Here is a 15,071-nt window from a genome sequence, read left to right on the forward strand (position 1 = left end):
GACGCGCCATGGCGCGTCTTGGGTTTTGAGTGTGTAGGGGCGGGTTTTACTATATCTCGTTTCTAGACCTCACCCGGATGTGACTCAACCCGCCCCGACCAAGTTTATACCATGGGTTATTGGTTTACACGGCTCATCGGCAATTTCCCGTTTCATGCGCTACCCCGGTAAGGGCGCAAGGATGGTGCCCCTACAGTAGGGTATACCTCACGCCTTAGGGTATCGCTATACCGTTGCCAAGTCTTTGACCTTGCTATCCAGGGAGGACATTAAGGACTCAAAGGGCTTGACAAATTTGTCAATGCCTTCATCAAGCAGTTCATCCATGACTTGATCCAGATCGATCGCGATATCGGGATCTTTTAGGTTTTCCATTAACTGGTACGCCTTTTCCACATCGGTTTCAATCCGATTTTCCGGAGAACAGTGATCGGCACAGGCTTCGATAGTATTCGGTGGCAGGGTGTTGACGGTATTGGGACCAATCAACTCATCGACGTACATGACATCACTGTAGTCGGGATTTTTGGTGCTGGTACTTGCCCAGAGTAGGCGTTGTACGTTAGCGCCTTTGGCGGATAGGGCTTTCCAGCGATCGCTTTGAATAATCTCTTTGAACTTCTGATAAGCGATTTTGGCATTGGCGATCGCGACTTTGCCTTTAACATCTTCCAGCTTTGCGTCTTTCTCGATCCGGTCAACCCCAGCATGGAGTTTTTCGTCAATGCGATCGTCAATCTTACTGTCTATCCGGCTGAGGAAGAAACTGGCAACGGAGGCTATCTTGCTAATATCTTCTCCTTTTTCTGCCCGTTTTTCTAAGCCTCGGACATACGCCCAAGCAGTATCAATGTAACTTTGGATGGAGAAGAGTAGGGTAACATTGACGTTAATCCCTTCACTAATCACTTGCTCAAACGCAGGTAAACCTTCGGAAGTGCCGGGAATTTTAATCATTACATTTTCCCGACCAATCTCTTGGTAATACCGACGGGCTTCATTAATCGTGCTTTCGGTATCTTTAGCGATGGTAGGAGGAACTTCGATACTGACGTAACCATCAAGTCCATCAGTTTGGTCATAAATCGGCTTGAGAATATCACAAGCGTTACGAATATCCTCAAAGACGAGGGATTCATAAATCTCCTCTACCGATTTGTTTGCCTTAATCCCCGCTTCGATATCGGCGTCGTAAATGGCATTCCCCGCGATCGCTTTTTCAAAAATCGCCGGGTTGGAGGTAATCCCGTGAACCCCGCGACTTTCAATTAACTGCTTCAGTTCACCGGATTCGATAATAGTACGGCTAAGATTATCCATCCAGATACTCTGACCGTAATCGTTTTCGATTTGGAAGATAGGATTATTGGCTGTTGCTGTCATGCTTAAACTCCTAAGTTAGGGTATAGATTACTATTCGTCTGGATTCAAGGACATATCCCTGGGTTAAGGAACCTTGAATTCTTGGTTACGATTGATACTAAGCTAAGAACGAGACGCGATCGCTTCTTTGGATTCTCGCGCTCGTTCTTGAATAAAGGACTCCACTAACGCCACATCCTCTTTACTCCCGATAACCAACGGTGTGCGCGTATGGAGTTTTTCGGGTACCACGTCCATCAGGTTTTCGGTACCGGTACTGGCTCGACCCCCAGCTTGTTCGATTAAAAAGGCTAAGGGTGCAGTTTCATAGAGTAGACGCAACTTCCCTTCCGGCTTCTTCACGGTACCGGGATAAATGAATACGCCCCCTTGACATAAGATGCGATGGAAGTCTCCCACTAAAGCTCCACTATAGCGAGCCGTATACCCTTCATGGCGATGGACGTAGCGAATATAGTCGCGAATCGATTCATCCCATTGCCAGAAGTTCCCTTCATTGACACTATAAACCGGTCCATGCTCTGGCACTTGCATGTTTTCCTGGGACAGAATAAACTCACCCAAGCTGGGATCAAGGGTAAACGCATGAACCCCAGTGCCAATGGAGTAAACCAGCATTGTACTCGGTCCATAGATCACGTATCCAGCCGCGATTTGCTGGTGTCCATCCTGCAACAGATCCGTGGCTTCGCCGTCAATATCTTCGCCTTGTTGCCGACGAATTGCAAAAATTGAGCCGATATTCAAGTTAATATCAACATTCGAGGAGCCGTCAATCGGATCATAGATCAGGGAATACCGACCAATCGGGCAGTTTTCGGGAATGTAGTAGGGTTTTTCCATTTCCTCGGATGCCAAGCGGCAAACGAGTCCACTTTGTTTAAACACCGAGATAAATACATCATTAGCATAAGCATCCATCTTTTTGACGGATTCGCCCTGCACATTCACATTCCCGGTAAATCCCAACGCACCTTCGACCAAATCAGCGCGACTCAACCGTCGGGAAATAATTTTGGCGGCTAAGGCAATACGATTCATTAAGGCACTGAGATCTTGGGCGTCAGCACTAAAACTCTTAAGCTGTTGCAGAACGTGACGGGATAGCGTGGTACAATCCCGATCCAGAGAATGCTCTTCCACTAGAGACCGCTCGACATCTGCCATATTCTTTCCTCCTTATCGGTCACGCTGTTGGTAAGCGAGGGTACATCGTTAAGAAGCCCTGATACCAATCCTGGCATGGTAGTCTTTTCCACTTTACTCCCTATCTTAGAGAGGCATTGACCAACAAGCGTCTCACTTTAGAGGAATTTTGACATCTTTTCCGGCTGGATGGGGGGTTCAGTTGTTCAGATTGCATCGAAATGATGCTAAATTCAGGTTGCTCAAGCCGTGCGATCGCCGTAACGCCCGTTCCTTCGTAGTCAGTATTCGTAGGGTGCGTTAGGCGCATGGGAGGATTAACGTTTATCATCTCAACACCTAAGTGCGCCGTAACGTTTCCTGCAACGCTTGGGCAGGTTTCAACCCATCATTCAACATTAAACCGTAAAATCAAGTATTCGTAGGGTGCGTTAGGCGCATGGGAGAATTAACTTTGATTATCTCAACACCTAAGTGCGCCGTAACGCACCATGTTACGGTTCAGATAGTTCGGTGCGTTACGCTGCGCTAACACACCCTACGGTTTGAGACAATTTTGGGATTTAATTCCACTCGCCTTGCAACGTAAATGCTGCCCAATAATAGGGAGATTTCCATTGAGTTTCCCGTTGCATTTGTAACTGAGTTTCCCGCAACGCTTGGGCAGGCTTCAATCCATCATTCAACATTAACTGATAAAATCGAGTCATAAACTCCGCCGTTGCTGCATCATCCACATTCCACAAACTCACCACCAAACGCGGCGCACCTGCATACATAAACCCTCGCGTCAACCCCACTAATCCTTCGCCTCGAATTTCTTCTCCTAATCCCGTTTGACAAGCACTTAATACCACTAATTCCGCTGGCAGATTCAGGTTAAATATATCATGGAGGCGCAAGAAGCCATTTTGGGAATTTCCTTGTTGATCCACTAACGATAACACCACACCCGATAACTCGGGCGCTTCACTATTGAGAATGCCGTGAGTGGCTAAATGAATGATTTGATAATTTTGCAGTTGGGAATTATCGATAAAGTCACGATTGGCATCAAAGTCAAAGGCGTTAACTTGGGTGGCTGATGACACTAAATTGAGAATTGCTTCCGCTTCAGTGCGAGTTCCAGGAAGACGACTTAAGTTAATCTCAGACACGCGAAGAGAACGGTTGAGTGAAGCTTGGTTTAAGTTGACTTTCATCTCTCGGTTGGAGGCAGTTTTGAGGCGGTTATCATTATCCGTAAAAACCGGGTCAGCCAGAATCGCTAATTGTTGGGGCGCTTCCTGGCGTCCGTTAATTTGGTCACGAATAATCCCTAAGGTGGAACTGGAGGGTAAGTTGACCAGTTCGTATTGATTGATTAGGGGGATTGGAGTATCGGTATCGGCAGTTTCGGGTGTGGCTAAAGCAGCAAAGGGAATGTATTGTAATGCCCCATCCGCGACAACTACAATGCGTTTTTTGGTTAATTGTTCAGCCACTTGTCCGAACAGAAGTTAACTCAGTTGTGCCACAGAATTTAAATTATCACGGGGGACAACTTTAGCAATGCCTCTGGGATTGCCAATTTCATAACCGGGAATTTGTAAGAGGTTATAGAAGCGGCGGGCGAGGGTTTCTATTTCCTCTCCGGCAGGGAGTTGATAACTGGTTAAGCTATCTTTGGTTACTGCCCAGAGATAACTATTGTCTTCTCCTAAGGAATATTGTAATAGAATAGTGTCTTCATCGAGAATCTGTTGTTGAACTTGTTCTAAGGTTAGGGGTTGTGGATATTTCAGGGCGGCGTATTTAGGACTTGTCGCCCGGATTTGGTCTTGCAGTTGTTGATAGTCCTCTAAAAGTTGTTGCCGTTGTTGTTCAATGGCGGTTTTCTGGGCTGGGGTGGATTCAGGATTACTATATATTTCAATCCGTTGTTTTTCGGTTGCATCAAGTTTAGCGTTTAAGGTTTGTTCTTGTTGGAGTAAGTCAGGATCGACACCTTCTCGAATATTGGCATTGGCTTCGGTGAGTAATTCTAATAGCGTTCTGGCACGAGAACGTTCACTGGCGTGGAAGGCTTGTTTGTCGTAGCCTTGAGATGGGTTTTGTTGATGCAGTTGCATCAGCAGGTCGATGTAGAATTGGTATTCATTTTGTACAGTGGCAAAATAAGTTTGACGTAATTCAGGACTGGCAACCTTAGTCCGTAAATCTTCGATAATCTCAATCGAGGCTTGCATTGGAGTCAACGCTTGTTGGAGATTGCCTCGGCTTCTTTCTGCGTAGGCGATATTGGAGAGGGTGCCTGCTTCCCCGGCGCGATCGCCCACAGCCTGGGATAAGGGTAAAGCCTGTTGGTAGTACTCTAATGCCCGTTGTTTTTCTTCAAAATTCAAATAGACACCACCAATATTATTCAGGGTGTTTGCTTCCCCGGCGCGATCGCCCACAGCCTGGGATAAAGGTAAAGCTTGTTGGAAGTACTCTAATGCCTGTTGTTTTTCTCCTAAATCAGAATAGACTAGACCAATATTATTCAGGGTTGCTGCTTCTCCGGCGCGATTACCCACAGCCTGGATTAAGGGTAAAGCCTGTTGGAAGTACTCTAGTGCCTGTTGTTTTTCTCCTAAATCAGAATAGACATCACCAATATTATTTAGAGTTGCTGCTTCCCCTTCGCGATCACCCACAGCTTGGATTAAGGGTAAAGCCTGTTGGAAGTACTCTAATGCCTGTTGTTTTTCTCCTAAATCAGAATAGACACCACCAATATTATTCAGGATAGAAGCTTTCCCGGCACGATCGCCCACAGCCCGGAATAAAGGTAAAGCTTGTTTGAAGTACTCTAAAGCTTGTTGTTTCTCTCCTAAGCTAGAATAAACACCACCCATATTATTCAGGGTTCTTGCTTCTTGGGGGCGATCGCCCACAGCCTGGAATAAAGGTAAAGATTGTTGGTAATACTCTAATGCCAGTTGTTTATCTCCTAACTCATTATAGACACAACCAATATTATTCAGGGTTCTAGCTTCTTGGGCTCGATCGCCTACAGCCTGGATTAAGGGTAAAGCCTGTTGGTAGTAATCTAATGCCCGTTGTTTGTCTCCTAAGTCATCATAGATAGCAGCAATATTATTCAGGGTTGTTGCTTCACCGGCGCGATCACCCACATCCTGATATAAGAGTAAAGCTTGTTGGAAGTAGTCTAATGCCTGTTGTTTTTCTCCTAACTCATGATAGATACCACCAATATTATTCAGGGTTGTTGCTTCACCGGCGCGATCGCCTACAGCCTGGGATAAGGGTAAAGACTGTTGGTAGTACTCTAATGCCCGTTGTTTCTCTCCTAAGTCTGAATAGACACTACCAATATTATTCAGGGTTGTTGCTTCACAACCGCAACCTTCGAGTTCTCGATAAAGAGGTAAGGCTTGATTATAATAATCCAGCGCTTTTTGCTTGAATCCTAATGAATTATGAGTTCTACCCAGTGCCAGATTAATCAAAGCCTCTTTTGATTGATCCCCCACCTCACGCCACAGAGAAAGCGCTGTTTCCCATTTTTCGATCGCTTGTTGCAGTGATTCGGCTGTCCCTTGTTGAAACAGTTGCCATCCTTCGTTAGTCAGTCTTTCGGCTTCAGCGCGTTTGTCAGTTTGGGCGATCATTATCGGTGCTATTTCTCCAGCACGTTTTGGTAGGGATAACCCCTGATCTTGTCCCACAGCAACTATGAAAACGCTGCTGAAGATAGTGATTACAGCATGGCAAGAATAAACCAACCATTGCCGAGAAGTTAAGGTTGGCTTGAGAAAATAGGTTTGACGTTTTTCGGTTGGCTGTTGTTGTTGGTAATGCATCCGTTTACCTTCAGTTTGAGATCGAGTGGTGAGACATTTGCCCCTTACCCCCCTCTATGTCTTACGAGGTTGAGGTTATGCAATGTAGAGACGTAGCATGCTACGTCTCTACACGCCATTTCCCTTTGCCCAGGATTTATCCCTACCTGCCAAACCGTTCCAATAATTCCTCACGAGAACGAGTCAACAGCAAAGGAGTCAACTCTTGATGGGGTAACTGTAACATGGCTGCGATTTTGTCGGCTAATTCCGCATCAACTTCACCAAACCTTACTCTCAGCAGGTTCTCCACCTTTTCTCGCCTCCCTTCGCCTAATCTCAAATCTCGCCCAGAACCCTCGCCAAACCACAGTAATAACTCCTGCTTAGAAAGGCTAAACAGCAGACGAGTTAACACCTCTGGCGGTAACTGTAACATCGGTGCGATCGCGCCTGCTAATTCCGCATCAATTTCCCCAAACCGCACTCTGAGAAAGTTTTCCACCATTTGCTGCCGTTCTTCCAGCCTGCCTTCTTGTTTGCCTTCTTGTCTGCCTTCTAAGACAGCCTCTTCCCGCCATTTAACATAAGCTGGTGATAAGTTCATAATTAACTCCCGATCTGCATTACTTAACCTTTCACTCCTGCCCACATTAATGCGCCAGTTGGCTAGTATTTCTAGGATATTGCGCCGTTGTGGGTTCTCTTGGGGTAACCCGATTAACTCATCAATTGCCTGTTGCTGTGTTCTCCTTTTTCCTAAGACTCTTAACCAAAGTGTATCTTGATTTACGGGTAATTGGTTAATTGCGACTAATGCTGTTCTTTGAAACTCCGGTAAGAAGTAAACGCCTTCTCCCCAATTCTCCGACTGATTCAGCTTGGCACAAAACCCGTCAAGTAACCGTTGAGAACAAGAGGGGGACAGTATCCATAAACGGGGTGACTCATCTTCTGATAGAGAACGTCTCTCCCGTCGCGCCTTGCGTAAGAGTTCAGCTTCCACAGAATACAATTTCAACATGCAACTTCGCACTTCTACTGGCGTAGGTGCATTGCGAAACGGTTCAAATAAACAAGTGGTTGCTGCCATTTTACCCAGTAATCCTAAAGTCTCGAATTCTGGGGAAGGTGAAGGCGCAGGTATAAACCAAACATCAATCTGGCGAACTTCGCTGGGTACATCACGGCTGGTTTCTATTGTACCCAGAGGTGCTAATAATTCTTCCAGATACTGCTTGGCAAATTGGTCGTGGGGTTGTCGTGTCATTGGTTAGGGAACAAGCAATGGAACCCTAGGGAAATTCTTACTCCTATTTCGGCAGAAGACTCTGTAATTTAAATCTAGTACCGCTAGGCGTTTCCCTATTCACACCAGCTTATCGGCACAAGGGAACCCAAAGAAATTCAAATTAATAAACCCCAACCCACAACTCATGAGTTGTTTTTATTGCCCCTAAAACTACTCTGATCACTCCTCATCAGAACAAATGACAGCAAAGTCATCAACGCTTGAGACGGTAAGCGTAAAATCGGTGCGATCGCGCTAGTTAACAACGTTTCCAGTCAGGCTTGCATCCCGCATTCCACCCTTGTTGCCATCCCTTGAGACCGGAATACTCGAAAATTGCCTTATCAAAAAAATACTAAATAGTATAACCTATTCTCATACGTCTATCTTACGAACTGCTATGCCTCCTCGTTGGTCCCGCAAACCTGATCGTCGCGATGCTGCGTATCGACGCCTAGATGACCGAATGAACTTTGCTGTCCATGTCGCTGTGTTTGCGGCGTGTAATTCGGGTCTATGGTTTGTCCGTACTATCCAGTATGCTAATTGGACTTGGACGTATTGGGTAACGGGTATCTGGGGATTAATTTTAGTCGGACACGCCGTCTATATCTTTGCGATCGCGGATTATACTCCTTTACCGGGTCAAGATAATTCGCCTAACTCTGCTCAAGGATAAACTGAGAATGTCCAGTTCGTCCTACTCAATTTATTATGGCTAACCCGAATACCAGCGAAGCGATCGAAACCCTGGCGGCTGAAATTGGTGAGAATATATACATCGATGTTGCCAAATGGCATCTTTACTTACAGGATGCCCATTTACATACCCCGTTAGCTGAACGTCTCTATCCTCTACTGACAGAGGATAACCTCTCCGAAGACCAAGTGGTACAAATCTTGCAAAGTATTCCGGTTAAACTGGGGGGTGGCAAACGGGAAGTTCCCCTCGTGGATTTACTACCGATGCAGTGTCAGGTTAATCTGCTGGATTTACTCGAAGAGTTTCAACGCAAAATGTAACTAGCAAAACAATTGATTGCTCAATACGAGGTGTCATTAGTTCCGCAATGAGAACTAATGACCATTTTTTTACCAAAATTCTACCTGAAAAAGATACTCAATGACCATCTGGTGTATCCTTTTAACCGTTAGCGATCGCCTATCTCACTGTCACACTCTGTCTTGTTCCCTATTGGTGTGTTGACTCAGAACACCCCACTGCGACTGACTCAGCTAAGAGTTGCCACTGTCCACTATGGATCAGCATTGGATTAAATTAAGTTATGAGCGCGATACGTATCTGATTGATCTCAATCGTATCAGCACCTTTGTTTGGGCGAAGAACGGTCGGTTGATATTTTGGTTACCGGATGGTAAGGTGCGACTTATTATCCATCCTAAAACCAATCCAGACGCTTATCAAGAAATTTTAGACTATATGAAAAAGACAGTTGGTCAACCTATTGGTTGTCAGTTATCCGCTAAAAGTGAAACTTGAGTATTATTGAGGGTTGCTGAATAAGTAGTTTGGTGAGGATAGAGAACAGGGAACCGGGAAATGCTAACCCGACTTAGGATTGATTGGTCAGGTAAGAAACCGTTTAATCGTTCTGGCTAAATGTTGCTGTAGTCTACAATCTGTAGAAGGAATTGGCGTCAAATAGAATAGTTCCTCAGAGAAAAGCACCAACTTGAGCCGATATAATTTAAGCCCAAATAGGTTAAGCTGTTCAACTTGTACCTCAGTTACCTGGTCAATTGGACGGCGGATCACCTGGGTTCCTAACCAACCTTTTTGCTGAAATATGACCCAATTGCCCTGTTTGTCAAATTGGCATGTCTTCACTGGACTGCCGAACATCATCCCATTCGCTAAGATAATACAAACTAATCCGAACCAATCAATCGATGAATTAGAAGACAGAAAAATCAGCAATCCGATCGCGGCGGTTAACCCACTCAATATCCAAACCCCAATCGGGCGTTCTTTCAGCGTCAGTAATGTCACCGTTTGTTGAACGACTTTCATGTCACATTTTTAGTTGAGATGGGGAACTCATTAGGGTAGAGATAGGGAACAGGGAACAGGGAACAGGGAAGAAAAAGCCTACCCTAAACCTAGCCAAAGCATCAATTGTCGGGGCGGGTTTAGGAACTAACGTTAGCTGAATCACCGATAACGGCTAAACAAAACCCGCCCTCATGGGTCAAAACAGTGGGTATTTTGTCGGGGCGGGTTTAGGAACTAACACTAGCTGAATCACCGATAACGGTTAAACCAAACCCGCCCTTATTCATGCTCAACTATATTAAGTTATGTAAATAGACCTCAAACCCTTACAAATGACGAATGACGAATGACGAATGACGAATGACGAATGATGCTGCCCCTATCGAGGAGTCGGTAAGCTTTACAAAATGTCAAAATTGCTCATTCAGGCGAATCTGCCTTCAAAATGGGTTGAGTACAGCAACAGATTACAACTACAAACGATGCCTGAATCAACGATTGAATCAGTTCTGCAAGAAAAACGCCTATTCCAACCTCCGGCTGAATTTTCCCAGACTGCCCACATTCAGAGTCTGGAGGAGTATCAGCGCCTCTATGACAAGGCAAAAGCTGACCCGTTAAAATTTTGGGCTGAGTTAGCCGAACAAGAGTTGCACTGGTTCCAGAAATGGGATACAGTCCTCGATTGGCAACCTCCCTTTGCCAAATGGTTTGTCGGCGGCAAGACGAATATTGCCTACAATTGCCTAGACCGACACCTAACCACCTGGCGACGGAATAAAGCTGCCTTGATTTGGGAAGGGGAACCAGGGGATTCCCGCACCCTCACCTATGCCCAACTGCACCGGGAAGTCTGCCAGTTTGCCAATGTCCTCAAGCAATTAGGCGTGAAAAAAGGCGATCGCGTGGGGATTTATATGCCCATGATTCCAGAAGCCGCGATCGCGATGCTAGCTTGCGCCAGGATTGGTGCGCCGCATACCGTGGTATTTGGCGGGTTTAGTTCCGAAGCCTTAAAAGACCGATTAGTAGACGCCCAAGCGAAAGTAGTCGTCACCGCCGATGGCGGCTGGCGTAAAGATAAGATTGTTCCCCTGAAACCCGAAGTCGATCAAGCCCTTGCCAATAACGGCGCACCCACGGTAGAAAACGTCCTCGTGGTTCAGCGTACCCAGCAGAAAATCCAGATGGAACCGGGGCGCGATCATTGGTGGCATGATTTACAAGCCGGGGTGTCGGGGAATTGTCCCGCTGAACCCATGGATAGTGAGGATATGCTGTTCATTCTCTACACCTCTGGCACAACCGGGAAACCCAAAGGTGTTGTTCATACTACCGCTGGCTATAACCTTTACACCCATATCACTCTGAAATGGACGTTTGATCTTAAAGATACTGATGTTTACTGGTGTACCGCTGATGTGGGTTGGATTACGGGTCACAGCTATATTGTTTATGGTCCGCTGTCTAATGGTGCCACTACCATCATGTATGAAGGCGCACCTCGTCCCTCGAATCCAGGCTGTTTATGGGATATGGTGGAAAAATATGGCGTCACTATTTTCTATACCGCACCCACGGCAATTCGGGCATTAATTAAGATGGGCGAACACCATCCCAAAGCCCGCGATTTATCCTCGTTACGAATATTGGGAACCGTCGGTGAACCAATTAATCCCGAAGCCTGGATGTGGTATCACCGAATTATTGGCGGACAACGGTGTCCGATTGTGGATACCTGGTGGCAAACCGAAACCGGGGGATTTATGATTACGCCCTTACCCGGTGCCGTTCCCACCAAACCCGGTTCAGCTACATTACCGTTTCCGGGGATTCTGGCAGATATTGTCGATTTAGAAGGCAATCCCGTTCCGGCAAATCAGGGAGGATATCTGGTGATTAAGCACCCGTGGCCCGGAATGATGCGAACGGTTTATGGTGATCCGGATCGCTTCCGCCGCACCTATTGGGAACATATTGCACCCAAAGATGGGCAGTATCTCTACTTTGCTGGGGATGGTGCGCGTCGAGATGAAGATGGCTATTTCTGGGTGATGGGGCGCGTGGATGATGTGATTAATACCTCTGGACATCGCCTCGGCACTATGGAAATTGAATCGGCGTTAGTCTCCCATCCCGCCGTAGCAGAAGCGGCTGTGGTTGGACAACCGGATGAGGTGAAAGGGGAAAATGTTTTTGCCTTTGTCATGTTGGAGAATGACTACAGTCCAACGGAGGAATTGGCAAACGAACTCAAGGTACATGTGGTTAACGAAATTGGTGCCATCGCCCGTCCCGGTGAGATTCGCTTTACAGAGGGAATGCCCAAAACGCGATCGGGTAAAATTATGCGGCGTTTGTTGCGGAATTTAGCAGCCGGTCAAGATGTGGCTGGAGATACGTCTACATTGGAAGATCGCAGCGTATTGGATAAATTAAGAGGCGGCGCTTAAAACGTTGCTGGATTGAGAATCAGAGGTTGACCCTGAGCGAAGCCGAAGGGAGCGACTTGTACCGAGCGAAGTCGAGGTAAGCCGAAGGGTCAACACCAAATTTCGACAGGCTCATACCGAGTTGCGCTCAAACATAGCAGGGAAAGATTTTATCATTGAATCGGGCGCACGCCATGCGCCCCTAAGGTTTCAGGTCGCGCCTAATTCATCAAATAAGGTGTGCCACGCCACTACAACTTCATTCTTGCACCTGAAAATCGCGGAAATCAACAGGCTTCTTCGGTTTCCGGTTCACAAACTGGTACTGAATTGTCTCCAGTGGGTTCTTTTGTTTCAGGTTTAGGGTTTTGGGGATTTGACTGCTCAGATGACGGCGGGGTTTCCTGATTCGTATCCCCTTGATTTTTACGTTGGGTGGCTTTGCGAACTAAGTCATTCAACTTTTCTCGCCAATAGCGCTGTTCCGGAAAATCGCTGTCTGCGGCATAAATGATCACATCAACATAGCGACCTTCATTGTAGGCTTGCTGAATCTTATCGAATTTGGTTTTTGCTTCTGACCATTCCTTTTGCCAGGTCTCGATTTTCTTTTGAGCATCCTCAAAGGCTGGACTACTGGGGAGAACCGATTGAGCCGCCGCGATCGCTTTATCTAAGTTACCCTGTTGATACTCTTCTGTCGCTTCTGTCAAGACCTCTGCCCCATTATCTTGGGGCTGATCAGGGGATTTTTTCGGGGTTGGGGTTGGTTCTGGGCTGGGACTGGGTTTTGACTCAACTGGGGTGGGACTGGGTTGGGTTTCTACTGGGGTAGGACTGGCAGGTTGTTCAGCAATGGTATCAACAGCACAATCAAGATACTGGTCAAAAACCCACCCTTGCTGGGGTGAACGAATTTCTACCCAATTCCCTTGCTTGCTTCCCGTTAAGGTTAACTTGGTGCCTCTCTCAACGATGCCCACTTTATCGGCGTTTGGGTTTGATCGCACGTTTAAGCCTTGAGCCGTTACCGTACAAGTCCCTCGTGCCATGCCACCGGACATTCCCTGACGAATGCCATACGCCATCCCTGCGGCTGCCATAGCCACGGCTAAACCCACACCAATGATTAATGGTGCGCGATTCGGTTCAGATGCAGGTTCGGGTTCCGGGGGCGGAGGAGGAGTCGGAGGAGTCGGAGGAGTAGGTCTTCGAGGGGGTGCGGCTGGGGAAACTGCCAGGGTGCCCTGTTGGGAGAGGGGAGTCGATTGTGGTGTGGGTTGAGACGGCGGAACCGATTGACCGTGAGTAGAAGCGGCGGCTGTGAGCGATCGCACGGCTTGTAACGCTTCTGTGGTTGACTGGTAGCGGTCTTTGAAATGATAGCGTACCATCCGGGTCAAAATATGTTTTAGCCCTGGACTCACAGGGGCAAGATGTTGCCAGATCAGTTCACCTGTGTTTAAATCTTCCTGTAATTCAGCAGGCATACGACCTGTGATTGCTTGGATAGCAATAATGCCTAAAGCGTAAATATCGCTGGTGGGACGCGGTTGACCCAAAGCCTGTTCACTGGACATATAACCCGGAGTTCCTACAGCAACGGTATTGCTCATTTGCCCCTGAGGACTCGCCAGTTGAGTCCGGATTTGCTTCACCGCCCCAAAGTCTAGTAAGACTAACTTTTTATCTAAATTACGTCGAATCAAGTTATCCGGCTTAATATCCCGGTGAATGACACCGTGGTGGTGAACAAAGTCTAAAACCTCTAAAAGTTCTTGTAGCAGGGCAACAACTCGCGTCTGATCCCAGGGTTGTCCCGGTATCAACTCTTGGCTAAGGGGATGCCCTTCAATATACTCCTGAACCAGATAAAATTCTTGGTCTTCTTCAAAGTAGGCAAGCAGACGTGGGATCTGGTCGTGATTGCCCAGTACCTCTAAGGTTTCCGCTTCGCTGTTGAATAGGCGTCGGGCGGTTTCTAAGAAATTGGGATCACGATTTGCTGGCTGAAGGTGTTTGACCACACAAATCGGGTTACCGGGACGCCGGGTATCTTGTGCCAGGTAGGTGCGACCAAATCCTCCTGCACCGAGGACTTGGTTGACTTGGTAACGACCATCTAGTAACTTGCCTAACATAGGAGTGATGCGCCTCAACGTTCACTTGATAATACTTACATACACTGACGGGATATGTATGCCAGGATTGTGCCAATTTTCATACGAAGGCAGGACGCAGGAGGCAGAAGGCAGCAACAGTAGTACATCGGCAAGGTTAAAACGGTGGTCAAGTATTCTATCAAACCTTTATGAAAGTAGCTATCCAGAAAAATTTTACCCACAACTTTAAGCTTGCCAGCCGAGTAGTGGACTGACTCAGCTAAAATTTGTGGAATAGAAATGCTTTTAGGATTAAATAACTATTACGGTATCATTATAGTTAACATGATCGTTGGTACAACTCAAGCGGCTCAACTTTTAAATATCTCTACGGCTCGACTGAGAGTCCTGTTGCTTGCAGGTCGAGTCGAAGGTGCTTACAAGACTGGGAAGATGTGGTTAATGCCTCTATTTAACGGCAAACCGATCATTAAGCCCGGTCAAAGAGGTCCGCAACCTCGTTGGCGAAATCCCCGAAAGCCAGCGAAAACGATTATTCACGTTAACTCACAAAGAATTCGCTCCAATCAAAAAAACGACTCACGCCAGCCGGTGATTACGGTGAAGAAGTGGTGCGACAGAACACCGGGAATGGGGGCAAAGGAGCAGGGAAACCCAAGCGGCAAGACAAATGTCTATGGTCATGAGGTAGAAATACCGGGAGGATGCCGTGTGGTTTATCGTCCCGATAGTCCCAGATGTGGTGCTAAGGTTTGGATCGAAACCCTTTTCGACGTCAGGGTGATTTCTTGGCAAAAAGACGGTTCGGGCTGATTTATAGTTCGTAAAAGTATAGTCAAATATACCAAGTCCCGT

The 15,071-nt window shown here is 46.8% G+C and carries 11 protein-coding genes and 1 pseudogene; 5 read left to right on the forward strand and 7 right to left on the reverse strand.

Translation table 11 applies throughout. The annotated features are described in order from the left end of the window. Nucleotides 1-225: 225 nt before the first annotated feature. The 5 genes and pseudogenes from tal to RIG66_RS30965 all read right to left on the reverse strand — a co-directional run bounded on the left by tal (nt 226) and on the right by RIG66_RS30965 (nt 7,626). Entirely contained in the window at nt 226-1,383 is a 1,158-nt protein-coding gene (tal, locus tag RIG66_RS30945; protein ID WP_446383529.1) for a transaldolase, read from the reverse strand. 102 nt (nt 1,384-1,485) lie between these two features. Further along, entirely contained in the window at nt 1,486-2,550 is a 1,065-nt protein-coding gene (gene fbp / locus RIG66_RS30950; protein ID WP_446383531.1) for a class 1 fructose-bisphosphatase, read from the reverse strand. Between the two features lie 100 nt (nt 2,551-2,650). After that, a complete protein-coding gene (locus RIG66_RS30955; RefSeq protein ID WP_446383533.1) occupies nt 2,651-2,860 on the reverse strand; it encodes a hypothetical protein in 210 nt (69 codons plus the stop codon). 232 nt (nt 2,861-3,092) lie between these two features. Then, nucleotides 3,093-6,185 (reverse strand): annotated as a pseudogene (locus RIG66_RS30960) (CHAT domain-containing tetratricopeptide repeat protein). Nucleotides 6,186-6,519: 334 nt separating this feature from the next. After that, entirely contained in the window at nt 6,520-7,626 is a 1,107-nt protein-coding gene (locus tag RIG66_RS30965; protein WP_446383535.1) for a hypothetical protein, read from the reverse strand. 421 nt (nt 7,627-8,047) lie between these two features. Here RIG66_RS30965 and RIG66_RS30970 point away from each other — a divergent pair, with 421 nt between their 5' ends. From RIG66_RS30970 to RIG66_RS30980, 3 genes are all read left to right on the forward strand, one after another. Further along, the gene (locus tag RIG66_RS30970; RefSeq protein WP_446383537.1) at nt 8,048-8,326 is read left to right on the forward strand and encodes a 2TM domain-containing protein; all 279 of its coding nucleotides are present in this window, start codon (nt 8,048-8,050) and stop codon (nt 8,324-8,326) included. Between the two features lie 35 nt (nt 8,327-8,361). Continuing rightward, complete coding sequence (locus tag RIG66_RS30975; RefSeq protein ID WP_446376492.1) at nt 8,362-8,670, forward strand: DUF3181 family protein; 309 nt, start codon at nt 8,362-8,364, stop codon at nt 8,668-8,670. Nucleotides 8,671-8,890: 220 nt separating this feature from the next. Continuing rightward, nucleotides 8,891-9,148: a hypothetical protein gene (locus RIG66_RS30980; protein ID WP_446383539.1), complete on the forward strand. Its 258-nt coding sequence runs from the start codon at nt 8,891-8,893 to the stop codon at nt 9,146-9,148. Nucleotides 9,149-9,235: 87 nt separating this feature from the next. Here RIG66_RS30980 and RIG66_RS30985 read toward each other — a convergent pair whose 3' ends face one another. Continuing rightward, nucleotides 9,236-9,679, reverse strand: a complete 444-nt coding sequence (locus RIG66_RS30985) for a hypothetical protein (RefSeq protein WP_446383541.1) — start codon at nt 9,677-9,679, stop codon at nt 9,236-9,238. Nucleotides 9,680-10,143: 464 nt separating this feature from the next. Here RIG66_RS30985 and acs point away from each other — a divergent pair, with 464 nt between their 5' ends. Beyond that, a complete protein-coding gene (gene acs / locus RIG66_RS30990; protein ID WP_446383607.1) occupies nt 10,144-12,114 on the forward strand; it encodes an acetate--CoA ligase in 1,971 nt (656 codons plus the stop codon). Nucleotides 12,115-12,380: 266 nt separating this feature from the next. On the opposite strand, the gene RIG66_RS30995 is transcribed toward acs, so the two are convergent. Next, nucleotides 12,381-14,234: a protein kinase domain-containing protein gene (locus RIG66_RS30995; RefSeq protein WP_446383543.1), complete on the reverse strand. Its 1,854-nt coding sequence runs from the start codon at nt 14,232-14,234 to the stop codon at nt 12,381-12,383. A gap of 306 nt (nt 14,235-14,540) precedes the next feature. On the opposite strand from RIG66_RS30995, the gene RIG66_RS31000 reads away from it, so the two are divergent. Further along, nucleotides 14,541-15,029, forward strand: coding sequence for a DNA-binding protein (locus tag RIG66_RS31000; RefSeq protein ID WP_446383545.1), 489 nt, complete (start codon nt 14,541-14,543; stop codon nt 15,027-15,029). Nucleotides 15,030-15,071 lie beyond the last annotated feature (42 nt).

The sequence above is a fragment of the Coleofasciculus sp. E2-BRE-01 genome (assembly GCF_040221695.1).
GTDB lineage: Bacteria > Cyanobacteriota > Cyanobacteriia > Cyanobacteriales > Coleofasciculaceae > Coleofasciculus.

Excerpts from the sequence above, each read along its gene's own strand:
- tal (WP_446383529.1), bottom strand. The coding sequence starts at position 1,383 with ATGACAGCAACAGCCAATAATCCTATCTTCCAAATCGAAAACGATTAC.
- fbp (WP_446383531.1), bottom strand. The coding sequence starts at position 2,550 with ATGGCAGATGTCGAGCGGTCTCTAGTGGAAGAGCATTCTCTGGATCGG.
- RIG66_RS30955 (WP_446383533.1), bottom strand. The coding sequence starts at position 2,860 with ATGATAAACGTTAATCCTCCCATGCGCCTAACGCACCCTACGAATACT.
- RIG66_RS30965 (WP_446383535.1), bottom strand. The coding sequence starts at position 7,626 with ATGACACGACAACCCCACGACCAATTTGCCAAGCAGTATCTGGAAGAA.
- RIG66_RS30970 (WP_446383537.1), top strand. The coding sequence starts at position 8,048 with ATGCCTCCTCGTTGGTCCCGCAAACCTGATCGTCGCGATGCTGCGTAT.
- RIG66_RS30975 (WP_446376492.1), top strand. The coding sequence starts at position 8,362 with ATGGCTAACCCGAATACCAGCGAAGCGATCGAAACCCTGGCGGCTGAA.
- RIG66_RS30985 (WP_446383541.1), bottom strand. The coding sequence starts at position 9,679 with ATGAAAGTCGTTCAACAAACGGTGACATTACTGACGCTGAAAGAACGC.
- acs (WP_446383607.1), top strand. The coding sequence starts at position 10,144 with ATGCCTGAATCAACGATTGAATCAGTTCTGCAAGAAAAACGCCTATTC.
- RIG66_RS30995 (WP_446383543.1), bottom strand. The coding sequence starts at position 14,234 with ATGTTAGGCAAGTTACTAGATGGTCGTTACCAAGTCAACCAAGTCCTC.
- RIG66_RS31000 (WP_446383545.1), top strand. The coding sequence starts at position 14,541 with ATGATCGTTGGTACAACTCAAGCGGCTCAACTTTTAAATATCTCTACG.